Genomic DNA, 24,006 nt, shown 5'->3' with positions numbered 1-24,006 from the left:
AGAGTTTTCTCTCGCCAGATCGATAAAATCAAGTCGTCTTAAAACGTAATACAGGTTGCACCCTGCTCCGCGCCGGAAAGTTTCTCACGCAGCGCACCAAACATTTCGCGTCCAGTGCCCACGCGCGACGCGCTCAGGTCAGGAATATGTGGCTTACGGGCCGCCAGATCTGCGTCATCCACCAGCAGGGTTAACTCACCCGTCTGGCCGTTGACGCGGATCATGTCACCATCACGGACTTTAGCCAGCAGGCCGCCGTCATAGGCTTCCGGCGTCACGTGGATGGCTGAAGGCACTTTACCTGATGCGCCTGAAAGGCGTCCATCGGTCACCAACGCAATTTTGAAACGGCGGTCCAATAATACACCAAGTGGCGGCATAAGTTTATGTAATTCTGGCATCCCGTTCGCTTTTGGCCCCTGATGGCGCACGACCACCACGCAGTCTTTATCGAGAAGACCGGCATCGAAGGCAGGTAAAACGTCGTGCTGGCTCTCAAACACCACGGCCGGGGCTTCGATGATCTGGTTCTCTTCCGGAACGGCAGAGGTTTTCATTACCGCACGTCCCAGGTTGCCGCTCAGCACTTTTGTGCCTCCGTGGCGTGAGAAAGGGTTTTCAAAGGTGGCAATCACCTGAGGGTCGAGAGAAGCACTTGCCCCGTCGCGCCAGTCCAGCTCGCCGTTGTTCAGCCAAGGCTCCAGGGTATAACGCTGCAGGCCAAAGCCCGCGACGGTGTTGACATCTTCATGCAGCAGTCCGCCTTTTAGCAGCTCTCGCATCAGTACCGGCACGCCGCCAGCCGCCTGGAAGTGGTTGATATCCGCAGGGCCATTCGGGTAGAGACGCGCCATCAGCGGTACCACAGACGAGATATCAGAGAAATCATCCCAGTTGATCAGGATGCCCGCCGCGCGCGCCATCGCCACCAGGTGCATGGTGTGGTTGGTTGAACCGCCGGTTGCCAGCAGCGCGACGATACCGTTGACGACAACTTTCTCGTCAACCATTTTCCCCAGCGGCATCCACTCGTTACCGTTCCCGGTCAGACGCGTCACCTGACGGGCGGCGGCTTCGGTTAACGCCTGACGCAGTGGCGCATCTGGCTGAATGAAGGACGAACCGGGGAGCTGCATCCCCATAAACTCCACCACCATTTGGTTAGTGTTGGCGGTACCATAGAACGTACAGGTCCCCGGCGCATGGTAGGACGCGGCTTCCGCTTCCAGCAGCGCCTGACGATCGGCTTTACCTTCAGCATACAGCTGGCGGATCCGCACTTTTTCTTTGTTCGGCAGACCGCTCGCCATCGGGCCTGACGGTACAAAAATAGCCGGCAGATGACCAAACGACAGCGCGGCCATCGCCAGACCCGGGACAATTTTGTCGCACACGCCGAGGTACAGTGCACCGTCAAACATATTATGTGACAGGCCAACAGCCGCAGACATCGCAATCACTTCGCGACTCAGCAATGACAGCTCCATGCCGTCCTGACCCTGCGTTACGCCGTCGCACATGGCAGGTACACCGCCTGCGACCTGCCCCACCGCATTCACGCTGTGAAGGGCTTTACGAATGATATTTGGATAGACCTCATATGGCTGGTGCGCAGACAGCATGTCGTTATACGAGGTGATGATCGCAATATTGTTACGCAACATACTTTTCAGCGAGTCTTTATCACCGGGCTGGCAGGCGGCGAAGCCATGCGCCAGGTTGCCGCAGGCGAGCTGCGAGCGGTGAACGGTTTCGCTCTTGGCCTGTTCGATACGGGCGAGGTAGGCAGAGCGGGTCTCTTTTGAGCGCTCAGCAATGCGCTGTGTTACGCGTAACAATGTCGGATTCATAAAAGCTCCTCTAATTTATCTGTCCGGGCTCGGGAGTTTACAAAGTGTCTGGCAGTTGTTAACAACGCTGAAACGCTTGGTTTCCGGAGCTCTGGGGCAAAATCGCTACCGGCAGTGTAATAAAAAAAGCTCCGCGGGTGAATCCACGCGGAGCTTAAAAGTTTAAAAATTGTGCCACTAGCTGTGTTAGATCATGTTACCGGTAAAATAACACCTTTGGGCTAGAGGAGAATCTTACTCAAACTCGTTCCAGGAGCGGCCATCACGGGTGATCATCGCCACAGAGGCGACCGGCCCCCAGGTACCCGCCTGATACGGTTTTGGTGCATCCTGATCGGCTGCCCAGGCTTCGGTAATGGAGTCGACCCATTTCCAGGCCTCTTCTACCTCATCGCGACGCACGAACAGCGCCTGGATGCCGCGCATGGTTTCCAGCAGCAGACGCTCATAAGCATCGGCAAGATGCGTTTGATTGAAGGTTTCGGAGTAGCTCAGATCCAGCTTGGTGGTCTGCAGGTTATGCTTGTGATCCAGACCCGGCACTTTGTTGAGGATCTGGATATCCACGCCCTCGTCCGGCTGCAGACGGATGGTCAATTTGTTTTGCGGCAGTTCCTGCCAGGACTCTTTGAACAGGTTCAGTTCTGGGTTTTTGAAGTACACAACCACTTCAGAGCATTTCGCTGGCAGACGTTTACCGGTACGGAGATAGAACGGTACACCCGCCCAGCGCCAGTCATCGATATCCACGCGGATCGCCACAAAGGTCTCCGTGTTGCTGGCCTTGTTGGCACCCTCTTCTTCCAGATACCCTGGAACCTTTTTGCCCTGCGCGAACCCGGCGGTGTATTGTCCGCGAACGGTTTTCTCGCGCACGTTTGAGCGGTCGATACGGCGCAGTGATTTCAGTACCTTCACTTTGGCGTCACGGATACTGTCAGCCGTCAGGTCTGACGGTGGAGACATCGCGATCATGCACAGAATTTGCAGCAGGTGGTTTTGGATCATGTCGCGCATCTGGCCTGCCTGGTCAAAGTAACCCCAGCGACCTTCGATACCCACCTCTTCCGCCACGGTAATTTCCACGTGGTCGATGGTGCGGTTATCCCAGTTGTTCACGAACAGCGAGTTAGCAAAACGCAGCGCCAGCAGGTTCAGTACCGTTTCTTTGCCCAGATAGTGGTCGATACGGTAGACCTGACACTCTTCAAAGTACTCGCCCACCTGATCGTTGATTTCTCGAGAGGTTGAAAGGGAGGTGCCCAACGGTTTTTCCATGACCACGCGTGCGGGTTTGGCGTTCAGCTTCGCTTCACCCAGACCTTTGCAGATGGCACCGAAGGTGCTTGGCGGCATCGCAAAATAGTTAATGGTGACGCGGTTTTTCTGATCCAGCATTTCACCCAGACGGTTAAACGCAGTCACGTCATTGACGTCCAGGTTGCAGAAATCGAGGCGTCCGCTCAGCGTATCCCATAAACTTTCATCGATTTTCTCTTTCATGAAAGTTTCGAGCGCCTCGCGCACGACTTTGGTATAAGCGTCCTTGTCCCAGTCGGCGCGCCCTACACCCAAGATACGGGTTTCCGGATGCAGTTGGCCCGCTTTCTCCAGTTGATACAGGGAAGGCAGCAATTTACGGCGTGCAAGATCGCCTTTCGCGCCGAAAATGACCAGGTCACATGCCTGGGCTGTTTGCGTTACCGCCATGTCATTCTCCTCAGTTAGATCGCCTGGTGCTTCTGCCAGGTATCGTTGTAATTTTATTACGTTGCACTGTACTGCTTTTACGGCATTCCTGAAACCATTAGCGCTTAACGTCGCGTGCGATACCGCGATTTTTTAACTCTACGGCGCGCTGGCTCCGGCGAATAACGCAAAAGCGTAGATTCTTTGAGCGCCAGGGTTCCGACAAAATCCGACATCGATCAAGTTATGAAAAAAAACAACAACATTTCTCGTCGACTGTTACCCTTTAGGGAAGTCACAGCGTTAATATCGGCTAAATCGAATCATGATTTCATCTCTTCGTGAAATCGTTTCCCCCCATGAGCGCCTTGTTAACAATGAACATGCTGGAAAAAATCCAGTTTCAACTGGAACACCTTAGCAAATCCGAGCGTAAAGTGGCTGAAGTCATACTTGCCTCTCCCGCTCAGGCGATTCATTCAAGCATCGCCGCTCTGGCACAGGAATCGGGCGTCAGCGAACCGACGGTAAACCGATTCTGCCGCAGTCTAGAAACGCGCGGCTTCCCTGATTTTAAACTGCATCTGGCACAAAGTCTGGCAAACGGCACGCCCTATGTTAATCGCAATGTGGATGAAGACGACAGCGTTGATGCCTACACGGCGAAAATTTTTGAATCCGCCATGGCAACGCTTGACCACGTTCGTCAGTCCCTGGATATGAGCTCGGTGAACCGTGCGGTCGATTTGCTGACGCAGGCCAAGCGCATTGCCTTCTTTGGCCTCGGTTCATCTGCTGCTGTGGCGCATGACGCCATGAACAAGTTCTTTCGCTTTAACGTCCCGGTCATTTATTCCGATGACATCGTGCTGCAACGCATGAGCTGTATGAATTGTAGCGAAGATGATGTCGTGGTTCTGATTTCGCACACCGGACGCACCAAGAGCCAGGTGGAACTGGCGCAGCTGGCCCGTGAAAACGATGCCATGGTTATCGCCCTCACCACGGCAGGCACGCCGCTGGCGCGCGAAGCCACGCTTGCCATCACGCTTGACGTGCCTGAAGATACCGACATGTATATGCCAATGGTGTCCCGTCTGGCTCAGCTGACGGTGATCGACGTGCTGGCAACCGGTTTTACCTTACGTCGTGGCGCAAAATTCAGAGATAACTTGAAGCGGGTCAAGGAAGCGCTGAAGGAATCGCGTTTTGATAAAGAATTGCTTATAAAGAGCGATGTTCCCTAATAACTAAGATGTACGATTTACGGCATTCGGTCCGCTCTCTATCGCCTTGCCATAGATGAAGGCCGATTCATTGTTCACGCAACACCAAAGTTGTTTCAGTCAACGGAGTATTACATGTCCAGAAGGCTTCGCAGAACCAAGATCGTCACCACCTTAGGCCCAGCCACCGATCGTGATAATAACCTTGAAAAGATTATTGCCGCGGGTGCCAACGTGGTACGCATGAACTTCTCTCACGGTACGCCAGAAGACCATAAATTACGTGCAGATAAAGTGCGTGAGATCGCGGCTAAACTGGGCCGCCATGTTGCTATCCTCGGCGATCTGCAGGGTCCAAAGATTCGCGTATCTACCTTCAAAGAAGGGAAAGTGTTCCTCAATATTGGCGATAAATTCCTGCTTGACGCCAACCTGAGCAAGGGTGAAGGCGATAAAGAAAAAGTCGGTATCGATTATAAAGGCCTGCCGGCTGACGTGGTGCCTGGCGACATCCTGCTGCTCGACGACGGTCGCGTACAGCTGAAAGTGCTGGAAGTTCAGGGGATGAAAGTGTTCACCGAAGTGACCGTCGGCGGCCCGCTCTCCAACAACAAAGGGATCAACAAGCTGGGCGGCGGCCTCTCTGCAGAAGCGCTGACCGAAAAAGACAAAGCCGATATCGTGACCGCTGCTCAAATTGGCGTCGACTATCTGGCCGTCTCCTTCCCGCGCTGCGGCGAAGACCTTAACTATGCCCGCCGCCTGGCCCGCGATGCAGGCTGCGATGCCAAGATCGTGGCTAAGGTTGAACGTGCCGAAGCGGTTTGCGATCAGGACGCGATGGACGACGTGATTCTGGCGTCTGACGTAGTGATGGTTGCCCGCGGCGATCTGGGTGTAGAAATTGGTGACCCGGAACTGGTCGGCATCCAGAAAGCGCTGATCCGTCGCGCGCGTCAGCTGAACCGCGCAGTGATCACCGCGACCCAGATGATGGAGTCGATGATCACCAACCCAATGCCGACCCGTGCTGAAGTCATGGACGTGGCGAACGCCGTCCTGGACGGTACCGATGCAGTGATGCTGTCAGCGGAAACCGCTGCGGGTCAATACCCGGCGGAAACCGTTGCTGCCATGGCGCGCGTATGCCTGGGTGCAGAAAAAATCCCAAGCATTAATGTTTCCAAACACCGCCTGGATATTCAGTTCGACAACGTAGAAGAAGCGATTGCGATGTCAGCGATGTACGCAGCAAACCACCTGAAAGGGGTTACCGCTATCATCACCATGACCGAGTCAGGCCGTACCGCATTGATGACGTCCCGCATCAGCTCCGGTTTGCCAATCTTCGCGATGTCTCGCCATGAGCGCACGCTGAACCTGACTGCGCTGTATCGTGGCGTAACGCCCGTTCACTTCGACAGCACCAGTGATGGTGTTGCCGCAGCGCACGACGCCGTTAACCTGCTGCGCGACAAAGGCTATCTGGTATCCGGTGATATCGTCATCGTGACCCAGGGCGACGTGATGAGCACCATCGGCTCAACCAACACCACCCGCGTCTTAACGGTCGAATAATTACGGCTACATGTGCGATCCCTCTCCCCTTTGGGGAGGGGGGACAGATGAAGGGCTGTTATTATTTCCTCGGGAAAAGCTCATTACGCTTGTACGGTTCTGTTTCGCCGGGCTTGCGCGTTTTTAGCAACTTCAATATCCACGTGTACTGCTCGGTATGCGGCCCCACCAGCAGCTCTACCTCTTCGTTCATACGCCTCGCAATGGTGCGATCGTCTGCCGTGAGCAGATCGTCCATCGGCGGGCGAACGTCAATTCTCAGACGGTGCGTGTTGCCGTCATAAACCGGGAAGAGCGGGATCACGCGGGCACGGCAGACCTTCATCAAACGACCAATCGCGGGAAGGGTTGCCTTGTAGGTGGCGAAGAAATCGACGAACTCGCTGTGCTCCGGGCCGTGGTCTTGATCCGGTAAATAATAGCCCCAGTACCCCTGACGCACAGACTGGATAAATGGCTTGATGCCGTCGTTACGCGCATGCAGACGTCCACCGAAGCGACGGCGCACGGTGTTCCAGACGAAATCATAGATTTTATTCCCCTGATTGTGGAACATGGCGGCCATTTTTTGGCCCTGCGACGCCATTAGCATTGCCGGGATATCAACGCCCCACCCGTGAGGTACAAGGAAAATCACTTTCTCATCGTTGCGACGCATTTCCTCAATGATTTCCAGCCCGTTCCAGTCAACGCGGTCAACGATCTTTTCCGGCCCTTTCAGCGCCAGCTCAGCCATCATCGCCATTGCCTGCGGCGCAGTGGTATACATGGCATCAATAATGGCCTCACGCTCGGCGTCGCTTTTTTCCGGGAAGCAGTAATAGAGGTTGATCTGCGCGCGACGACGCGCGCTCTTACCTAAACGGCCCGCCAGGCGGCCAATTTTTCCCAGTACGGGATCGCGAACTGAAGCAGGCAGCAACGCTATGCCCGCAAAGGCATATACCCCAAGCCAGGCGCCCCAGTAACGCGGGTGGCGAAATGATTTCTCAAACTCGGGAATGTATTCAATATTGTTTTTTTTGGTTTCCATGCGGGTTCCAGGGTCTGGTGACGCAAAAAATTATTCAGATAGTGTAGCGAGGCAACCGCCCGCGCACAAAAGAAAAAGCCGGCGCATACTGACGCCGGCTTTTTAGCAGAACAAGGGTCTAGTCGAAACGCAACTGCGGCATTACCTCTTTGACCTGCGCCAGGTAATCGGAACGATCTTTACCCGTCAGCCCTTCAGTGCGTGGCAGCTTCGCCGTCAGAGGGTTCACCGCCTGCTGGTTGATCCACACTTCATAATGCAGGTGCGGACCCGTTGAGCGTCCCGTGTTACCCGAGAGCGCAATGCGGTCGCCACGCTTCACTTTCTGGCCAGGTTTTACCAGCAGTTTACGCAGGTGCATGTAGCGCGTGGTGTAGGTGCGGCCGTGACGGATTGCAACGTAATACCCTGCTGCACCGCTACGCTTCGCCATGACCACTTCGCCATCCCCTACCGCCAGCACAGGTGTACCCTGCGGCATGGCGAAATCGACACCGCGGTGTGGCGCGACGCGCCCGGTGACCGGGTTCAAACGACGAGGATTAAAGTTGGATGAAATGCGGAACTGTTTCGTGGTTGGGAAGCGCATGAAGCCCTTCGCAAGGCCGGTACCGCTGCGATCGTAGAACTTGCCGTCTTCGGCGCGAATGGCGTAATAATCTTTGCCGTCGGAACGCAGGCGCACACCCACCAGCTGGCTCTGCTCACGTTTACCGTCCAGCATTTCGCGGGACATCAGAACGGAGAACTGATCGCCTTTTTTCAGCTTGCGGAAGTCCATTTGCCACTGCATGGCCTTGATGACCGAACTGATTTCAGCGCTGGTCAAGCCGGCATCGCGCGCGGCGGAGACAAAGCTGCCGCCAACAGTGCCCTTCATGACGCTATTAACCCAGTCGCCCTGCTGCATTTCGCTGGTCATTTTGAAACCGTTTGCAGTGCGATCGTAGGTACGGGTTTCGCGACGGGACATTTCCCAGGTCAGACGCTGTAAATCACCGTCTGCGGTTAAGGTCCAGGAGAGCTGTTGACCGATTTTGAGGTTACGAAGATCTTTGTCCGATGCGGCAAGCTGGCTAATATTGCCCATGTCGATACCGTACTGGTTCAGCACGCTGCTCAGCGTATCGCCAGTGGAGACGACATACTCATGAATGCCTGCTTCGTTCTCGATTTTGTCATCAAGCTCATCCTGCGGGATAGCTTCATCTTCCTGTGCCGCCTGATCGATGGGTTCGCTGGCTTCAGGTAATAAAGAGCGGATCTCGCTTTTCTCAAGCTCGATGGTTTTGATGATAGGGGCAGAACTCGGGTGGTAAACATAGGGCCGCCAGACGGCGACCGCTAAGGTGAGAACTGTAAGCGACCCCAGCATAACGCGATGGGGTCGAGGCAGATTGTTAAATGCCAGGGCGACAGAGCGGGCTATCTGTTGCACGTATTCACTTCCTCGTTAATCTCCTTTCAGGCAGCTCGCATACTGACTCGCCAGTTGGCTGAGGAACTGCGAATAGCTCGCTTTGCTCAACTGGATGTTCGTACCTAGCGGGTCAAGGGTTCCCATGCGCACGGATGTTCCCCTGGCCACGGCTTCTACGACCGCTGGCCTGAACTGTGGCTCAGCAAAAACGCATGTCGCTTTTTGCTCAACCAACTGTGTTCTGATTTCATGTAAACGCTGCGCACCAGGCTGAATTTCAGGGTTGACGGTAAAATGCCCCAGCGGGGTCAAGCCGTAGTGTTTTTCGTAATAGCCGTAGGCGTCATGAAAAACGAAATACCCTTTTCCTTTAAGCGGTGCGAGCTCGTTGCCAACCTGCTTATCCGTTGCGGCTAATTGAGCCTCAAACGCTTTCAGGTTAGCGTCGAGTTGGACTCGACTCTGCGGCATAAGTTCCACTAATTTGTCATGGATTGCAACCGCCGACAGCCGCGCTATCTCTGGGGATAGCCACAGATGCATGTTGTATTCGCCGTGATGGTGATGCTCGTCACCTTTTCCATCTTCAGCGTGCTCGTGACCGTGTTCGTCACCGTCGTCGTCAGAGCCTTTCATGAGCAACGGTTTTACCCCTGACAATTCGGCAATCGTGACTTTTTTTTCTGCGGGGATCTGTTTAGCCGACTTCTGCATGAAGGCTTCCATTTCCGGACCAATCCAGACAACTAAGTCCGCGTTTTGTAAGCGTTTTACATCCGATGGGCGCAGCGAATAATCATGCTCAGAAGCCCCATCTGGCAGCAGAACCTGGGTTTCCGTTACCCCATCTGCGATGGCAGAGGCGATGAATCCCAGCGGTTTAAGCGAAGCGACAACAGCGGCGTTAACATCTTGTGCTGCTGTCCCCCAAAGCGCAGCGGATAATGCTGCGAAAAGAAGCGTATTTTTATGTAACATAATGCGACTAATCATCGTAATGAATGTGAGAAATGTGATATTATAACATTCGTTGACATCTGCAAGCTTAAATTGACATGACGAACTTAGTTTCTCTCGAAAATATTTCGGTTTCTTTTGGCCAGCGCCGCGTCCTTTCTGACGTGTCGCTGGATCTTAAACCCGGCAAAATTCTGACGTTACTCGGCCCTAACGGTGCGGGTAAATCCACCCTTGTACGCGTGGTGCTTGGACTGATAGCACCCGATCGCGGTGTTATCAAACGCGAAGAAAAACTGCGTATTGGCTATGTGCCGCAGAAATTACATCTTGACGCCACCCTGCCGCTGACGGTGAGCCGCTTTTTGCGTCTTCGTCCTGGGACGCATAAAGCCGATATTCTCCCGGCGTTGAAGCGCGTTCAGGCAGGCCATCTCGTCGATGCCCCTCTGCAAAAATTGTCGGGAGGGGAAACGCAACGCGTGTTACTCGCCCGTGCGCTGCTGAGTAGCCCGCAGCTGCTGGTGCTTGATGAGCCGACGCAAGGCGTGGACGTGAACGGCCAGGTGGCGCTTTACGATTTAATCGACCAGCTTCGCCGTGAGCTTGACTGCGCCGTGCTGATGGTGTCGCACGATCTGCATTTAGTCATGGCGAAAACAGACGAAGTGCTGTGTCTGAACCATCACATCTGCTGTTCCGGTACGCCTGAAGTGGTGTCGATGCATCCGGAGTTTATTTCGATGTTCGGCCATCGGGGAGCCGAACAGTTGGGCATCTATCGCCATAATCACAATCACCGCCATGATTTACAGGGACGAATTGTCCTTCGCCGGGGTAATGGACACTCATGATTGAATTGTTACTGCCCGGCTGGCTGGCCGGGATTATGCTCGCCTGCGCCGCGGGCCCGCTGGGGTCGTTTGTGGTGTGGCGCAGAATGTCCTATTTCGGCGATACCCTTGCGCATGCGTCACTGCTCGGCGTGGCCTTTGGCCTGCTGCTGAACATAAATCCCTTCTATGCGGTCATTGTGGTTACGCTGCTGCTGGCTGCCGGTCTGGTCTGGCTGGAAAAACGTCCTCACCTCGCGATTGATACCTTGCTCGGTATTATGGCCCACAGCGCGCTGTCGCTGGGTCTGGTCGTGGTGAGCTTGATGTCCAACATCCGTGTCGATCTCATGGCTTACCTCTTTGGCGATCTGCTGGCCGTGACGCCTGAAGATCTGATCTCCATTGCCATTGGCGTGGTGGTGGTGCTCGGTATTTTGCTGTGGCAATGGAGGAACCTGCTGGCGATGACCGTCAGCCCGGACCTGGCATTTGTCGATGGCGTGAAGCTGCAGCGCGTGAAGCTGCTGCTGATGCTGGTGACCGCGTTAACTATCGGTGTCGCAATGAAATTCGTCGGGGCGTTAATTATCACCTCACTGCTGATCATTCCAGCGGCCACGGCGCGCCGTTTTTCACGCACGCCGGAGCAGATGGCGGGTATTGCGGTGATGATAGGGATGATTGCGGTAACGGGCGGGTTAACCTTCTCGGCGTTCTATGACACGCCTGCGGGTCCGTCTGTGGTGCTCAGTGCGGCGCTGCTGTTTATCTTCAGCATGATGAAGAAGCCGGCAGGTTGACAGACACTTCCCTCTCCTACGGGAGAGGGAAGTGAACGCTACGGCATTGCTGGCGGGGTAATCCCGAAATGATTCCACGCTCGCACCGTGGCCATGCGCCCACGCGGCGTACGTTGCAAGAAGCCCTGCTGGATCAGATAGGGTTCAAGCACATCTTCAATCGTTTCCCGCTCCTCACCAATCGCCGCCGCCAGGTTATCCAGCCCGACCGGGCCGCCAAAGAACTTGTCCAACACCGCCAGCAGAAGCTTACGGTCCATGTAGTCAAAGCCTTCAGCATCGACGTTAAGCATATCCAGCGCCTGTGAGGCAATATCTAGCGAAATTGTGCCATCGTGCTTCACTTCTGCAAAGTCGCGGACGCGACGCAGTAGACGGTTAGCGATACGCGGTGTGCCACGAGAACGCTTCGCGACTTCAAATGCCCCTTCATCGCTCAGCTCCAGCCCCATGTAGCGCGCACTGCGCCCAACGATATGCTGAAGATCCGCCACCTGATAGAACTCCAGACGCTGCACGATACCAAAGCGGTCTCGCAGCGGCGAGGTCAACGAGCCAGCGCGCGTTGTGGCACCGATCAGGGTAAACGGCGGCAGGTCTATTTTGATGGAGCGTGCTGCCGGGCCTTCGCCAATCATGATATCCAGCTGATAGTCTTCCATCGCCGGATAGAGCACCTCTTCCACCACCGGTGACAGGCGGTGGATCTCATCAATAAACAGCACGTCATGGGGCTCAAGGTTAGTCAGCATCGCCGCAAGGTCCCCCGCTTTTTCAAGAACAGGCCCCGAGGTCGTACGCAGGTTAACGCCCATTTCATTGGCAACGATGTTTGCCAGCGTGGTTTTACCCAAGCCTGGCGGGCCAAAAATCAGCAGGTGATCGAGGGCGTCGCCACGCAGTTTTGCCGCCTGGATAAAGATCTCCATCTGGGAACGCACCTGCGGCTGGCCGATGTACTCATCAAGCAGTTTAGGGCGAATCGCGCGATCCACCACGTCCTCAGCCTGAAGGGTGCCTGCCGATACCAGGCGGTCTGCTTCAATCATCCTTTACCTCACAATGCAGCGCGCAGCGCTTCACGAATCAGGGTTTCACTGCTGGCATCCGGTTTGGCAATTTTGCTCACCATACGGCTGGCTTCCAGAGGTTTATAGCCCAGCGCCACCAGCGCAGCAACCGCTTCTTGCTCAGCATCATCCGATGCCGGCGCGCCCGGAGAGGTCAGCACCAGATCGGTGGCAGGGGTAAACAGATCGCCATGCAGACCTTTGAAGCGGTCTTTCATTTCGACAATCAAACGTTCTGCCGTTTTCTTACCAATACCCGGCAGCTTAATCAGCGCAGCGGGATCTTCGCGTTCAACAGCGTTGACGAACTGCGGGGCGGACATGCCGGACAAAATGGCCAGCGCCAGCTTTGGTCCAACGCCGTTCGTTTTAATCAGCTCGCGGAACAGCGTGCGTTCCTGTTTATTATTGAAGCCGTACAGCAGCTGGGCGTCTTCACGCACCACAAACTGGGTAAAGACAATCGCCTCTTTGCCCGCGTCTGGCAATTCATAGAAGCAGGTCATCGGCATATGGACTTCATAGCCCACGCCCCCCACTTCCAGCACCACTAACGGGGGTTGTTTTTCAATGATGATGCCTCTGAGTCTGCCTATCACGTGACGCTCCTGCGTTCTGAAAATTTTTGATTGCCGACATAATAAAAAAAGGCTGGATAAACATCCAGCCTGATTTGTTATTATCGTAACCTGCCTCGCGCCAGATTGAGCCGCGACTCGCTCATTTGCATCGCGTTCTGGCTGACATGACAGTGGGTTATCGCAATGGCCAGCGCATCGGCGGCATCGGCCTGCGGGTTCGCGGGGAGCTTCAGCAAGGTACGCACCATATGCTGCACCTGGCTTTTTTCCGCACTTCCAATACCAACCACCGTCTGCTTGACCTGTCTTGCCGCATACTCGAACACGGGAAGGTCCTGGTTTACTGCGGCAACAATCGCCACACCGCGCGCCTGCCCAAGCTTTAATGCCGAATCGGCGTTTTTCGCCATAAAGACCTGCTCGATGGCGAAGTAGTCAGGCTGAAACTGGGTGATGATCTCCGACACGCCAGCATAAATGAGCTTCAGGCGCGACGGGAGATCCTCAACTTTGGTGCGAATACAGCCACTGCCCAGATAGGTTAGCTGGCGTCCAACCTGGCGGATAACGCCATAACCGGTAACGCGTGAGCCAGGGTCAATCCCAAGGATAATCGACATCACGCGTCTCCCGTAAACGGTTTATACGCTCTCATCAGAGAGTCGCTGCAACCTCATCAGAGATTTCACCGTTGTGATAAACTTCCTGCACGTCATCGCAGTCTTCGAGCATGTCGATCAGACGCAGCAGTTTCGGCGCCGTTTCAGCATCCATATCGGCTTTGGTAGACGGGATCATTGACACTTCAGCGTTGTCCGCTTTCAGGCCAGCCGCTTCCAGCGCGTCACGGACGGCGCCCATCTCTTCCCATGCAGTGTAAACGTCGATGGCACCGTCATCAAAGGTCACAACATCTTCTGCACCTGCTTCAAGCGCCGCTTCCATGATGGCATCCTCGTCGCCTTTTTCGAAGGAGATGACGCCTTTTTTGCTGAACAGGTAAGCCACGGAGCCGTCAGTGCCCAGGTTACCACCGGTTTTGGTGAACGCATGGCGCACTTCTGCCACGGTACGGTTACGGTTGTCAGACAGACATTCAACCATTACCGCAGTACCGCCAGGGCCGTAACCTTCATAAATGATGGTTTCCATGTTCGCGTCGTCATCACCGCCCACGCCACGTGCGATGGCACGGTTCAGAGTGTCACGCGTCATGTTGTTAGACAGCGCTTTATCAATCGCCGCACGCAGACGTGGGTTGGAGCCCGCATCGCCGCCGCCCAGACGTGCTGCTGTGACCAGCTCACGAATGATTTTAGTAAAGATTTTACCGCGCTTGGCATCCTGTGCCGCTTTGCGGTGTTTAGTGTTGGCCCACTTACTATGACCTGCCATAAAAATATCCTCAAAGAGCGCGCCTTCTCAGGCAGCGTTAATTACAAATTCTTCAATCGCCTGCCGGTTGCTCCACGACTTGGTCAGTGCGGCAGCATCCGTCGCATCCACCCAGCGGTAGGTCAGGTGTTCCGTGAACACGATCTCCCGTTCATGGGGCAGCGCGAGACAGAACCAGGATTCCGTATTGCGCTCAATACCCGGCGCATAGCGATGACGTAAATGGCTAAAAATTTCAAACTCCACCGTGCGCTGACAGTCCTTCAGGGTCAGTTGCTCACAAGCAACGTCAATGGCGACCTCTTCCTTTACTTCACGCGCGGCGGCCTGCGGCGCGGTTTCCCCCTCTTCCAGACTGCCGGTAACCGACTGCCAGAATTCAGGGTCGTCGCGCCGCTGCAACATCAGCACCCGCTTCGTGTCTTCTGCAAAAATGACAACCAGAACAGAAACGGGACGCTTATATGCCATATCAGTTTTTCTCTTCCTTTTTCACTACTTCAATGCCCAACTCAGCCAGAGAGGCCGGGTTAGCAAAGCTTGGCGCTTCGGTCATCAGACACGCTGCGGCAGTGGTTTTCGGGAAGGCGATAACATCACGAATGTTGTCGGTGCCGGTCAGCAGCATGGTCAAACGATCAAGACCGAATGCCAGACCCGCATGTGGCGGCGTACCGTATTTCAGGGCGTCAAGCAGGAAGCCAAACTTCTCGCGCTGCTCTTGCTCGTTAATACCGAGAATGCCGAACACGGTCTGCTGCATTTCACCGCTGTGAATACGCACAGAACCACCGCCCACTTCGTAGCCGTTGATCACCATATCGTAGGCGTTGGCCACAGCGTCTTCCGGTGCCGCCTTCAGCTCTGCCGCGCTCATGTCTTTTGGTGAGGTGAACGGGTGGTGCATAGCCGTCAGGCCGCCTTCACCGTCATCTTCAAACATTGGGAAGTCGATAACCCAGAGCGGTGCCCATTTGTTTTCGTCGGTGAGGCTCAGGTCTTTGCCCAGCTTCAGACGCAGTGCGCCCATTGCATCAGCAACCACTTTCTTGTTGTCCGCGCCGAAGAAGATCATGTCGCCGTCCTGGGCACCAGTGCGCTCAAGGAGCGCATCAACGATGTCTGCATTCAGGAATTTGGCGACCGGGCTGGTGATACCTTCCAGGCCTTTCGCACGCTCGGTCACTTTAATATAGGCCAGGCCTTTCGCGCCGTAGATCTTAATAAAGTTGCCGTAATCGTCAATCTGCTTACGGCTCAGCGCCGCGCCGCCGGGTACACGCAGCGCAGCTACGCGGCCTTTAGCATCGTTTGCCGGGCCGGCAAAGACCGCAAACTCAACGGATTTCACCAGGTCTGCAACGTCCACCAGCTCCATCGGGTTACGCAGATCCGGTTTGTCGGAACCGTAGCGACGCTCGGCTTCAGCGAAGGTCATGATAGGGAAATCGCCCAGTTCAACGCCTTTCACGTCGTTCCACAGGCTACGCACCAGCGCTTCCATGACTTCGCGCACCTGTTCGGCGGTCATGAAAGAGGTTTCTACGTCGATCTGGGTAAATTCTGGCTGGCGGTCAGCACGCAGGTCTTCGTCGCGGAAACATTTTACGATCTGATAGTAGCGATCGAAGCCCGACATCATCAGCAGCTGTTTAAACAGCTGAGGAGACTGAGGCAGCGCGTAGAATTTGCCCTTATGAACGCGAGAAGGAACCAGATAATCGCGCGCGCCTTCCGGCGTGGCTTTGGTCAGCATCGGGGTTTCAATATCGAGGAAACCGTGATCATCCATAAAGCGACGCACCAGGCTGGTGATTTTCGCACGGGTTTTCAGGCGCTGCGCCATTTCTGGACGACGCAGGTCCAGGTAGCGGTATTTCAGACGCGCTTCTTCGGTATTGACGTGGTTGGAGTCCAGCGGCAGCGCTTCAGCACGGTTGATGATCGTCAGATCGGACGCCAGCACTTCGATTGCACCGGTCGCCATATCGGCGTTTACGTTTTTCTCGTCACGCGCACGCACGGTGCCGGTGACCTGAATGCAGAACTCATTACGCAGCTCAGAGGCCAGCTTCAACGCATCTGCGCGGTCAGGATCGAAGAACACCTGAACAATACCTTCGCGGTCACGCATATCAATGAAGATAAGGCTACCAAGATCACGACGACGGTTGACCCAACCACACAGGGTGACCTGCTGCCCGACGTGGGACTGACGCAGCTGCCCGCAATATTCTGTACGCATGAGATATCCCTTAATTAGCCGCAGGCTAAATGTTGCCTGGTATACAGGCTACTCTGTCGCAGCTTTCTGTATGTCACAACTGGATGAAAAAAGGCGGCTATTATACTGGAAATTCCGCCGGAGGATAAGAGAGAAGCACGGTCTGACGGTCGTTTGCTGCACTCTTATTGCGTATTCTCACAAAAATTAACAAAATTATCCGCCCGATAACAGGCTGGATCATCGTAAGGTGTTGTTCATGCCGTTTATTTGACTGGAGTCACTATGTTTACACTCGATACCGCCAAAACCGCACTTGTGGTGATTGATTTACAGGAGGGGATCCTCCCCTTTGCTGGCGGCCCGCATACCGCCGACGACGTTGTCGGTCGCGCTGCCCGTCTTGCAGAAAAATGCCGTGCCGGTGGCGCGCCTGTCGTCATGGTGCGCGTCGGCTGGTCTGCAGATTTCGCCGAAGCGTTAAAACAGCCTGTTGATGCTCAGGTCGCGGCACATGTTCTGCCCGAGAACTGGTGGACCTATCCGGTATCGCTGGGCAAACGCGATAGCGATATTGAAGTGACCAAACGCCAGTGGGGCGCCTTCTACGGTACCGACCTCGAGCTGCAGCTGCGTCGTCGCGAAATCGACACGATTATCCTGTGCGGGATCTCCACCAATATCGGCGTGGAATCCACCGCACGTAATGCGTGGGAGCTGGGCTTTAACCTGGTTATTGCTGAAGATGCGTGCAGTGCCGCCTCTGCGGATCAGCACCAGGGCAGCATGACGAACATCTTCCCGCGTATCGGCCGCGTGCGCAGCACGGATGAAATCCTGAGCGCCTTATGATGTATGTGGGCTTGCCCCAATGGTCGCACCCGAAATGGGTGCGTCTTGGCATCACCAGCCTTGAAGAGTATGCCCGACACTTTAACTGCGTCGAGGGTAACACGACGCTTTACGCCCTTCCCCGGGCAGAGATTGTGGCGCGCTGGCGTGAACAAACTACCGATGACTTTCGCTTCTGCTTTAAATTTCCGGCAACCATTTCCCATAACGCCGCGTTGCGCCACTGCGGTGATTTAACCGAAGAATTCTTTGACCGGATGTCGCCGCTGGCTAACCGTATTGGCCAGTACTGGCTGCAGCTTCCAGCCACCTTTAGCCCGCGAGACTTGCCCGCGCTCTGGCTGTTTCTTGACGCCCTGCCCCGAGACTTTACCTACGGCGTAGAAGTCAGACATCCCGAGTTCTTTGCAAAGGGTGAGGCTGAAACCGTGCTCAATCGCGGCCTGCATGAACGGGGCGTGAACCGTGTTATCCTCGACAGCCGCCCCGTGCACAGCGCCATTCCACACAGCGAGGCCATCATTGATGCGCAGCGTAAAAAGCCCAAACTGCCCGTTCATGCCATCGTGACTGCGAAAAACCCGATAGTCAGATTCATCGGCAGCGATAATATGCAGCAAAATCAGGACATGTTCGCCGTCTGGCTACGAACGTTACCGAAATGGGAACCAACCACCACCCCTTATCTCTTTTTACACACCCCGGATATCGCCCAGGCGCCTGAACTGGTCGATGCTCTTTGGCAGGCCTTGCAGGCTGCGGTGCCGTCGGTAGGCCACGCCCCCTCTATCCCACAACAATCTTCTCTTTTCTGATATCACCCCCTATCATAGAGATGTGCCATCTGCCAAAAAACAGGGAGTTTGTATGGTCAGCGCGCTGTATGCGGTGTTAGGTGCATTACTGCTGATTAAGTTTTCATTTGACGTTGTGCGTCTGAGGCTGCAGTACCGTGTCTCCTACGGTGACGGTGGTTTTTCTGAACTGCAAAGCGCTATACGCGTCCACGGTAATGCGGTCGAGTACATCCCTATTGCCCTCCTTTTGCTGCTGTTTATGGAGATGGATGGCGCAGAAACCTGGATGGTCCACCTCTGCGGCCTGCTTCTGATTGCTGGCCGGGTAATGCACTATTACGGCTTTCACCATCGTATATTACGCTGGCGTCGTTCCGGCATGAGCGCGACATGGTGTTCGCTTTTGCTGATGGTGCTGGCTAACCTGTGGTATATGCCGTGGGAGTTGGTTTTCTCCTTCCATTAGCGCACAATACGCCCCTTTATTTTTCCCGGATTTTTACGTTATGTCAGATCGCGACACGCTTTTTTCCGCGCCTATCGCCAGCCTGGGCGACTGGACCTTTGATGAACGGGTTGCCGAAGTCTTCCCGGATATGATCCAGCGCTCTGTTCCCGGTTATTCCAATATTATCTCTATGATCGGCATGCTGGCTGAGCGCTTCGTTCAACCCGGCACGCAGGTATATGACCTGGGCTGTTCACTTGGCGCGGCAACGCTGTCCGTACGTCGTAACGTGCACCACGAAGGCTGCAAGATTGTTGCCGTCGATAATTCCCCGGCCATGGTGGAGCGCTGCCGTCGTCACATTGATGCGTATAAAGCGCCCACGCCGGTTGAGGTTATTGAGGGCGACATTCGCGACATCGACATAACTAACGCCTCAATGGTTGTTCTGAATTTTACCCTGCAGTTCCTGGTACCCGAAGACCGTCAGCTGTTGCTGGATAAAATTTATAAAGGCCTGAACCCTGGCGGCGCGCTGGTGTTATCGGAGAAATTCAGCTTTGAAGATGCCGACGTTGGCGAACTCCTGTTCAATATGCACCACGATTTCAAACGTGCGAACGGGTACAGCGAGCTTGAGATCAGCCAGAAGCGCAGCATGCTCGAAAACGTCATGCTGACAGACTCCGTTGAAGCACATAAAGCACGCCTGCGCAAAGCAGGGTTCGAGCACAGCGAACTGTGGTTCCAGTGCTTCAACTTTGGCTCCCTGATCGCGCTAAAAGGCGGAGAGACGGCATGATTGAATTCAGTAACTTTTATCAGCTAATTGCGAAAAATCATCTTTCACACTGGCTGGAAACACTACCTGCACAAATCGCCACCTGGCAGCGCGATCAGCAGCATGGTCTGTTAAAGCAGTGGTCAAACGCGGTGGAGTTTTTACCTGAACTCACGCCTCACCGTCTTGATCTGCTGCACAGCGTGACGGCAGAAAGTGAAGAGCCGCTTTCTGCCGGACAAACAAACCGCATAGAAACGCTGATGCGCAACCTGATGCCGTGGCGCAAAGGCCCGTTCTCGCTGTACGGCGTCAATATCAATACGGAATGGCGCTCAGACTGGAAATGGGATCGGGTTCTGCCACATCTTTCCGACCTGACCGGGCGCACGATACTGGACGTGGGCTGCGGCAGCGGCTACCACATGTGGCGCATGATTGGCGCAGGGGCACATCTGGCAGTCGGTATCGATCCTATGCAGCTGTTCCTGTGTCAGTTTGAAGCCGTGCGTAAACTGCTTGGCAATGACCAGCGTGCGCACCTGCTGCCGTTGGGAATTGAACAACTGCCCGCCCTGAAAGCCTTTGATACCGTCTTCTCCATGGGCGTGCTGTACCACCGCCGTTCTCCGCTGGAGCATCTGTGGCAGTTAAAAGATCAGCTGGTTAGCGGCGGCGAGCTGGTTCTGGAAACGCTGGTGGTTGAAGGCGACGAGAATACCGTTCTGGTTCCGGGCGACCGTTATGCACAAATGCGCAACGTGTTCTTCATCCCGTCAGCGCTGGCGCTGAAAAACTGGCTTGAGAAGTGCGGGTTCGTGGATGTACGTATTGCAGATGTCTGCGTCACCTCGACAGAGGAGCAACGCCGCACCGACTGGATGATCACCGAATCACTTGAGCAGTTCCTCGACCCTGCCGATAACAGCAAAACCGTCGAAGGCTATCCGGCGCCGATGCGGGCAGTATTGATAGCGACCAAGCCGTAGCGTTTGCCCTGCACCGAATAAAAAAAGGCCCCTGTTGAAATTGCAGGGGCCTGGTACAAGCAAGCATCATATTGGGCGACATGATGCGCGGTAAAAATCGGTACGTTGCTACACGTGATGACCTTCAATAATCGATTTCATTACCGCAACCGACTCTCCATCGACACCGTAGCGTGAATACTCATCCGCCTCGGCATCCGTCGACATTGACAACCCTGTATTGCGATAGCGCATGGGCGACGGCATCCATTTGCCTGCAGAGCTATGAAGCTCTTCCACCCCTGCGTTTAAAAACAGTTCCAGATTACTGGCGCGGACTCCTGCGCCTGCCATGACTTTTAGAACACCGGAATGTGCGTTTAGTTCCGTAATTAATTGCAGACCTTTTTTAGCCGACGATTGCTGGCCCGATGTCAAAATACGCGCGACGCCAAGTTTATCAAGCGTATCAAAGGTTTGATGAGGATCGTTGCACATATCAAACGCGCGATGAAAAGTTACGGCCATCCCCTTCGCTGCCTGCATAACCTGACGCATGCGCGGCAAATCGACATTGCCGTCCTCATCGAGCAAACCGATAACCAGCCCCGGGAAGCCTAAGTCACGCACGATCGCGATATCTTCAAGCATGGCACCGAACTCGCCAGGCGTGTAACAAAAATCACCGCCGCGAGGGCGGATAATCGGGTGCACCGGAATAGCGACAGCCTGGCGGGCGGTTTTCAGCACGCCATAAGAAGGCGTCAGCCCTCCCTCCTTCGGAGCCGCGCACAGTTCAATGCGGTCAGCCCCCTGCTGTTGCGCAGTTACGGCACACTCCACGCTGTAACAACAAATCTCCAGCAGCGCCATATCATCCTCCTTAATCCATTGAATAGACCATTATCACACGCCGCCCGTAAACGGTGTCAGCGCGTCGTCACAACGCTTACGCCTCGCTGGCAACAATATGTTCAATTGTCCATGGATGAAACTTCACCGTCACCAGCCCGTCGGTCACCGCCAGCGTCGGATTAGGCAATCGCTCGCGCTCACCTTTGGGTGAACTCGTCTTCACAAAAATCCCCGGTTTGCTTAAGCCGTCGTCGGATAACAGCGCCAGCGCGCGCGCGTTCAAGGTTTCTGGCTCGCCCGGCAGCACAATTTCGATATGTTCCCAGCCTTCATGTGGGTAGCGTTTTTCACCGGGCCAGGGCAATTCGACCACGCTGAACGACCAGTGCGCCACGCAGACCGGCTCATGCAGCTTGAACAGGCAGATAGGGCGACCGTTAATGATGTTCTCAGAAAGCAGTTCTCCACACTGTTCAAATCCGCGACGCCAGCGTTCGGCTGTTGCATTCTGATGGCAGCGCAACGAAATGTGATCGGCCTCAAGCGGCGCGATATCCAGACCAAGACGGGTGGCAAGTTCTGTGAACGCCTGGGTGAAGCGCGGTAAATCTGCGGAAATATCATGCAGTTCTTCAATGGATTGCCAGTTCGCCATAAGTCAGTCTCTTAACGTGTCGCAAAGCCGCTAATTTACTCTGTTGGTCACGTTCTACCAAACGCAGAATCAGGGTTTTTATCACTGCATGATTATGCACACCTTCTTAGCCTGGATTCTGAACCATCTTCACCCGCAGCAATGCTGACGCCAGAAGGCATTTGCAGTATACTCCCGCCCTAAATTCTTTAACTGGCGCGGGTTGCTGTTAACCCGCATCAAAAACGTAAGGTATCCAGGTGAATATTCAGGCTCTTCTCTCAGAAAAAGTCAGTCAGGCACTGATTGCCGCAGGGGCAGCTGCGGATTGCGAACCGCAGGTTCGTCAGTCAGCAAAAGTACAGTTTGGCGACTATCAGGCTAATGGCGTGATGGCAGTGGCTAAAAAACTGGGCATGCCGCCGCGACAGCTCGCTGAGCAGGTACTGACGCATCTGGATCTCACCGGCATCGCCAGCAAAACCGAAATCGCTGGCCCGGGCTTTATCAACATTTTTCTTGAGCCTGCGTTCCTGGCAAGCCACGTTGACGCCGCGCTGAAATCTGACCGTCTGGGCGTGACCCAGCCAGAAGCGCAGACCGTGGTCATCGACTACTCTGCGCCAAACGTCGCGAAAGAGATGCACGTAGGCCACCTGCGCTCCACCATCATCGGTGATGCATCTGTACGCACCCTGGAATTCCTCGGCCACAAGGTGATCCGTGCGAACCATGTGGGCGACTGGGGTACCCAGTTCGGTATGCTGATTGCTTACCTGGAAAAACAGCAGCAGGAAAATGCGGGCGAAATGGCGCTGGCGGACCTGGAAGGCTTCTACCGCGAAGCCAAAAAACACTACGACGAAGATGAAGCGTTTGCCGAACGCGCGCGGAGCTACGTGGTAAAACTGCAGGGTGGCGATAAGTACTTCCTGGAGATGTGGCGCAAGCTGGTGGATATCACCATGTCCCAGAACCAGCTCACCTATAATCGCCTGAACGTGACCCTGACCCGCGACGACGTAATGGGTGAAAGCCTGTATAACCCAATGCTGCCTGGCATTGTGGCTGATCTGAAAGCCAAAGGTCTGGCGGTTGAGAGCGAAGGCGCAACGGTTGTATTCCTTGATGAGTATAAAAACAAGGAAGGTGAACCAATGGGCGTGATCATCCAGAAAAAGGATGGCGGCTACCTCTACACCACAACCGATATCGCCTGCGCGAAATACCGTTATGAAACTCTGCACGCCGACCGCGTGCTGTATTACATCGACTCGCGCCAGCACCAGCACCTGATGCAGGCATGGACCATCGTGCGCAAAGCGGGCTATGTACCGGATTCTGTTCCCCTGGAACACCACATGTTCGGCATGATGCTGGGTAAAGACGGTAAGCCGTTCAAAACCCGTGCAGGCGGTACCGTGAAGCTGTCCGATCTGCTGGATGAAGCGCTGGAACGCGCCCGTCGCCTGGTGGCAGAGAAGAACCCGGATATGCCCGCCGACGAGCTGGAAAAACTGGCTAATGCCGTGGGTATCGGTGCGGTGAAATACGCGGACCTCTCCAAGAACCGTACCACCGACTACATCTTTGACTGGGATAACATGCTGGCCTTCGAAGGTAACACGGCGCCGTATATGCAGTATGCCTACACCCGCGTGCTCTCCGTGTTCCGCAAAGCCAACATGGACGAAAGCGTGCTGGCGAATGCGACCGTGACACTCACTGAAGATCGCGAAGCGCAGCTGGCAGCGCGTCTGCTGCAGTTCGAAGAGACCCTGACGGTTGTTGCGCGTGACGGTACCCCACACGTAATGTGTGCTTACCTGTACGACCTGGCCGGCCTGTTCTCCGGCTTCTACGAGCACTGCCCTATCCTGTCTGCCGAAAGCGAATCGGTGCGTAACAGCCGCCTGAAGCTGGCGCAGCTGACGGCGAAGACCCTGAAGCTGGGCCTGGATACCCTGGGTATCGAAACCATCGAACGTATGTAAAAAAGAAACCCGGCGATT

The 24,006-nt window shown here is 54.9% G+C and carries 23 protein-coding genes; 10 read left to right on the top strand and 13 right to left on the bottom strand.

Translation table 11 applies throughout. The features are described 5' to 3' along the window. Positions 1 to 38: 38 nt before the first annotated feature. Positions 39 to 1,850, bottom strand: coding sequence for a phosphogluconate dehydratase (edd, locus tag V5P19_RS03465; RefSeq protein WP_334400151.1), 1,812 nt, complete (start codon positions 1,848 to 1,850; stop codon positions 39 to 41). A 234-nt stretch (positions 1,851 to 2,084) separates the two neighbouring features. Then, entirely contained in the window at positions 2,085 to 3,560 is a 1,476-nt protein-coding gene (zwf, locus tag V5P19_RS03460; RefSeq protein ID WP_334400149.1) for a glucose-6-phosphate dehydrogenase, read from the bottom strand. A gap of 356 nt (positions 3,561 to 3,916) precedes the next feature. Here zwf and V5P19_RS03455 point away from each other — a divergent pair, with 356 nt between their 5' ends. Together V5P19_RS03455 and pyk are read left to right on the top strand one after the other, a co-directional pair. After that, positions 3,917 to 4,786, top strand: coding sequence for a MurR/RpiR family transcriptional regulator (locus V5P19_RS03455; RefSeq protein WP_119937233.1), 870 nt, complete (start codon positions 3,917 to 3,919; stop codon positions 4,784 to 4,786). A 114-nt stretch (positions 4,787 to 4,900) separates the two neighbouring features. Continuing rightward, complete coding sequence (gene pyk, locus V5P19_RS03450; RefSeq protein WP_131632273.1) at positions 4,901 to 6,343, top strand: pyruvate kinase; 1,443 nt, start codon at positions 4,901 to 4,903, stop codon at positions 6,341 to 6,343. 61 nt (positions 6,344 to 6,404) lie between these two features. Here pyk and lpxM read toward each other — a convergent pair whose 3' ends face one another. The 3 genes from lpxM to znuA form a co-directional block, all read right to left on the bottom strand. Continuing rightward, positions 6,405 to 7,376 (bottom strand): lauroyl-Kdo(2)-lipid IV(A) myristoyltransferase, encoded by a 972-nt coding sequence (lpxM, locus tag V5P19_RS03445; protein ID WP_334400144.1) that lies wholly within the window; start codon positions 7,374 to 7,376, stop codon positions 6,405 to 6,407. A gap of 118 nt (positions 7,377 to 7,494) precedes the next feature. Then, the gene (gene mepM / locus V5P19_RS03440; protein ID WP_334400142.1) at positions 7,495 to 8,814 is read right to left on the bottom strand and encodes a murein DD-endopeptidase MepM; all 1,320 of its coding nucleotides are present in this window, start codon (positions 8,812 to 8,814) and stop codon (positions 7,495 to 7,497) included. 15 nt (positions 8,815 to 8,829) lie between these two features. Continuing rightward, the gene (gene znuA / locus V5P19_RS03435; RefSeq protein WP_334400140.1) at positions 8,830 to 9,774 is read right to left on the bottom strand and encodes a zinc ABC transporter substrate-binding protein ZnuA; all 945 of its coding nucleotides are present in this window, start codon (positions 9,772 to 9,774) and stop codon (positions 8,830 to 8,832) included. Positions 9,775 to 9,851: 77 nt separating this feature from the next. On the opposite strand from znuA, the gene znuC reads away from it, so the two are divergent. Together znuC and znuB are read left to right on the top strand one after the other, a co-directional pair. Further along, positions 9,852 to 10,607, top strand: coding sequence for a zinc ABC transporter ATP-binding protein ZnuC (gene znuC / locus V5P19_RS03430; RefSeq protein WP_334400138.1), 756 nt, complete (start codon positions 9,852 to 9,854; stop codon positions 10,605 to 10,607). Then, positions 10,604 to 11,389: a zinc ABC transporter permease subunit ZnuB gene (gene znuB, locus V5P19_RS03425; protein WP_334400136.1), complete on the top strand. Its 786-nt coding sequence runs from the start codon at positions 10,604 to 10,606 to the stop codon at positions 11,387 to 11,389. The genes znuC and znuB overlap by 4 nt, the downstream gene beginning before the upstream one ends. A 38-nt stretch (positions 11,390 to 11,427) precedes the next feature. On the opposite strand, the gene ruvB is transcribed toward znuB, so the two are convergent. From ruvB to aspS, 6 genes are all read right to left on the bottom strand, one after another. After that, complete coding sequence (gene ruvB, locus V5P19_RS03420) at positions 11,428 to 12,438, bottom strand: Holliday junction branch migration DNA helicase RuvB (RefSeq protein WP_334400134.1); 1,011 nt, start codon at positions 12,436 to 12,438, stop codon at positions 11,428 to 11,430. An 8-nt stretch (positions 12,439 to 12,446) separates the two neighbouring features. Next, positions 12,447 to 13,058 (bottom strand): Holliday junction branch migration protein RuvA, encoded by a 612-nt coding sequence (gene ruvA, locus V5P19_RS03415; protein ID WP_334400132.1) that lies wholly within the window; start codon positions 13,056 to 13,058, stop codon positions 12,447 to 12,449. Between the two features lie 80 nt (positions 13,059 to 13,138). Continuing rightward, positions 13,139 to 13,660 carry a crossover junction endodeoxyribonuclease RuvC gene (gene ruvC / locus V5P19_RS03410; protein WP_334400130.1) on the bottom strand — a complete coding sequence of 174 codons (522 nt, stop codon included), beginning with the start codon at positions 13,658 to 13,660 and terminating at the stop codon, positions 13,139 to 13,141. Positions 13,661 to 13,694: 34 nt separating this feature from the next. Next, a complete protein-coding gene (locus tag V5P19_RS03405) occupies positions 13,695 to 14,435 on the bottom strand; it encodes a YebC/PmpR family DNA-binding transcriptional regulator (protein ID WP_064326513.1) in 741 nt (246 codons plus the stop codon). Positions 14,436 to 14,462: 27 nt separating this feature from the next. After that, positions 14,463 to 14,906: a dihydroneopterin triphosphate diphosphatase gene (gene nudB / locus V5P19_RS03400; RefSeq protein WP_334400124.1), complete on the bottom strand. Its 444-nt coding sequence runs from the start codon at positions 14,904 to 14,906 to the stop codon at positions 14,463 to 14,465. A 1-nt stretch (position 14,907) separates the two neighbouring features. After that, the gene (gene aspS / locus V5P19_RS03395; RefSeq protein WP_334400122.1) at positions 14,908 to 16,680 is read right to left on the bottom strand and encodes an aspartate--tRNA ligase; all 1,773 of its coding nucleotides are present in this window, start codon (positions 16,678 to 16,680) and stop codon (positions 14,908 to 14,910) included. A 264-nt stretch (positions 16,681 to 16,944) separates the two neighbouring features. On the opposite strand from aspS, the gene V5P19_RS03390 reads away from it, so the two are divergent. Genes V5P19_RS03390 through cmoB form a run of 5 tightly spaced genes read left to right on the top strand, consistent with a single transcriptional unit; the run spans position 16,945 to position 20,526 of the window. Then, a complete protein-coding gene (locus V5P19_RS03390; protein ID WP_334400120.1) occupies positions 16,945 to 17,511 on the top strand; it encodes a hydrolase in 567 nt (188 codons plus the stop codon). Continuing rightward, positions 17,508 to 18,326 carry a DUF72 domain-containing protein gene (locus V5P19_RS03385; protein ID WP_334400118.1) on the top strand — a complete coding sequence of 273 codons (819 nt, stop codon included), beginning with the start codon at positions 17,508 to 17,510 and terminating at the stop codon, positions 18,324 to 18,326. The genes V5P19_RS03390 and V5P19_RS03385 overlap by 4 nt, the downstream gene beginning before the upstream one ends. Positions 18,327 to 18,378: 52 nt before the next feature. Then, complete coding sequence (locus V5P19_RS03380) at positions 18,379 to 18,774, top strand: MAPEG family protein (protein ID WP_334400116.1); 396 nt, start codon at positions 18,379 to 18,381, stop codon at positions 18,772 to 18,774. A gap of 40 nt (positions 18,775 to 18,814) precedes the next feature. After that, complete coding sequence (cmoA, locus tag V5P19_RS03375; protein WP_334400114.1) at positions 18,815 to 19,558, top strand: carboxy-S-adenosyl-L-methionine synthase CmoA; 744 nt, start codon at positions 18,815 to 18,817, stop codon at positions 19,556 to 19,558. Further along, a complete protein-coding gene (gene cmoB / locus V5P19_RS03370) occupies positions 19,555 to 20,526 on the top strand; it encodes a tRNA 5-methoxyuridine(34)/uridine 5-oxyacetic acid(34) synthase CmoB (protein WP_334400112.1) in 972 nt (323 codons plus the stop codon). The genes cmoA and cmoB overlap by 4 nt, the downstream gene beginning before the upstream one ends. Positions 20,527 to 20,634: 108 nt before the next feature. On the opposite strand, the gene cutC is transcribed toward cmoB, so the two are convergent. Further along, the gene (cutC, locus tag V5P19_RS03365) at positions 20,635 to 21,378 is read right to left on the bottom strand and encodes a copper homeostasis protein CutC (protein WP_334400110.1); all 744 of its coding nucleotides are present in this window, start codon (positions 21,376 to 21,378) and stop codon (positions 20,635 to 20,637) included. Between the two features lie 76 nt (positions 21,379 to 21,454). Beyond that, positions 21,455 to 22,015, bottom strand: coding sequence for a VOC family protein (locus V5P19_RS03360; protein ID WP_334400108.1), 561 nt, complete (start codon positions 22,013 to 22,015; stop codon positions 21,455 to 21,457). A gap of 239 nt (positions 22,016 to 22,254) precedes the next feature. Between V5P19_RS03360 and argS the strand changes: the two genes are divergently transcribed. Next, a complete protein-coding gene (gene argS / locus V5P19_RS03355; RefSeq protein WP_334400106.1) occupies positions 22,255 to 23,988 on the top strand; it encodes an arginine--tRNA ligase in 1,734 nt (577 codons plus the stop codon). Positions 23,989 to 24,006: the final 18 nt, after the last annotated feature.

The organism is Enterobacter sp. UNJFSC 003 (assembly GCF_036903355.1).
Lineage (GTDB): Bacteria > Pseudomonadota > Gammaproteobacteria > Enterobacterales > Enterobacteriaceae > Enterobacter.
The sequence above is the reverse complement of the archived record's forward strand: the minus strand, read 5'-3'. Positions and strand labels throughout refer to the sequence as shown.

What these genes read in the sequence shown, in the direction of transcription:
- znuC (WP_334400138.1), top strand. Translation starts at nt 9,852, where the DNA reads ATGACGAACTTAGTTTCTCTCGAAAATATTTCGGTTTCTTTTGGCCAG.
- aspS (WP_334400122.1), bottom strand. Translation starts at nt 16,680, where the DNA reads ATGCGTACAGAATATTGCGGGCAGCTGCGTCAGTCCCACGTCGGGCAG.
- V5P19_RS03405 (WP_064326513.1), bottom strand. Translation starts at nt 14,435, where the DNA reads ATGGCAGGTCATAGTAAGTGGGCCAACACTAAACACCGCAAAGCGGCA.
- ruvC (WP_334400130.1), bottom strand. Translation starts at nt 13,660, where the DNA reads ATGTCGATTATCCTTGGGATTGACCCTGGCTCACGCGTTACCGGTTAT.
- cmoA (WP_334400114.1), top strand. Translation starts at nt 18,815, where the DNA reads ATGTCAGATCGCGACACGCTTTTTTCCGCGCCTATCGCCAGCCTGGGC.
- nudB (WP_334400124.1), bottom strand. Translation starts at nt 14,906, where the DNA reads ATGGCATATAAGCGTCCCGTTTCTGTTCTGGTTGTCATTTTTGCAGAA.
- edd (WP_334400151.1), bottom strand. Translation starts at nt 1,850, where the DNA reads ATGAATCCGACATTGTTACGCGTAACACAGCGCATTGCTGAGCGCTCA.
- V5P19_RS03360 (WP_334400108.1), bottom strand. Translation starts at nt 22,015, where the DNA reads ATGGCGAACTGGCAATCCATTGAAGAACTGCATGATATTTCCGCAGAT.
- znuA (WP_334400140.1), bottom strand. Translation starts at nt 9,774, where the DNA reads ATGTTACATAAAAATACGCTTCTTTTCGCAGCATTATCCGCTGCGCTT.
- znuB (WP_334400136.1), top strand. Translation starts at nt 10,604, where the DNA reads ATGATTGAATTGTTACTGCCCGGCTGGCTGGCCGGGATTATGCTCGCC.
- pyk (WP_131632273.1), top strand. Translation starts at nt 4,901, where the DNA reads ATGTCCAGAAGGCTTCGCAGAACCAAGATCGTCACCACCTTAGGCCCA.
- cmoB (WP_334400112.1), top strand. Translation starts at nt 19,555, where the DNA reads ATGATTGAATTCAGTAACTTTTATCAGCTAATTGCGAAAAATCATCTT.
- lpxM (WP_334400144.1), bottom strand. Translation starts at nt 7,376, where the DNA reads ATGGAAACCAAAAAAAACAATATTGAATACATTCCCGAGTTTGAGAAA.
- V5P19_RS03455 (WP_119937233.1), top strand. Translation starts at nt 3,917, where the DNA reads ATGAACATGCTGGAAAAAATCCAGTTTCAACTGGAACACCTTAGCAAA.
- zwf (WP_334400149.1), bottom strand. Translation starts at nt 3,560, where the DNA reads ATGGCGGTAACGCAAACAGCCCAGGCATGTGACCTGGTCATTTTCGGC.
- V5P19_RS03380 (WP_334400116.1), top strand. Translation starts at nt 18,379, where the DNA reads ATGGTCAGCGCGCTGTATGCGGTGTTAGGTGCATTACTGCTGATTAAG.
- V5P19_RS03385 (WP_334400118.1), top strand. Translation starts at nt 17,508, where the DNA reads ATGATGTATGTGGGCTTGCCCCAATGGTCGCACCCGAAATGGGTGCGT.
- V5P19_RS03390 (WP_334400120.1), top strand. Translation starts at nt 16,945, where the DNA reads ATGTTTACACTCGATACCGCCAAAACCGCACTTGTGGTGATTGATTTA.
- ruvB (WP_334400134.1), bottom strand. Translation starts at nt 12,438, where the DNA reads ATGATTGAAGCAGACCGCCTGGTATCGGCAGGCACCCTTCAGGCTGAG.
- cutC (WP_334400110.1), bottom strand. Translation starts at nt 21,378, where the DNA reads ATGGCGCTGCTGGAGATTTGTTGTTACAGCGTGGAGTGTGCCGTAACT.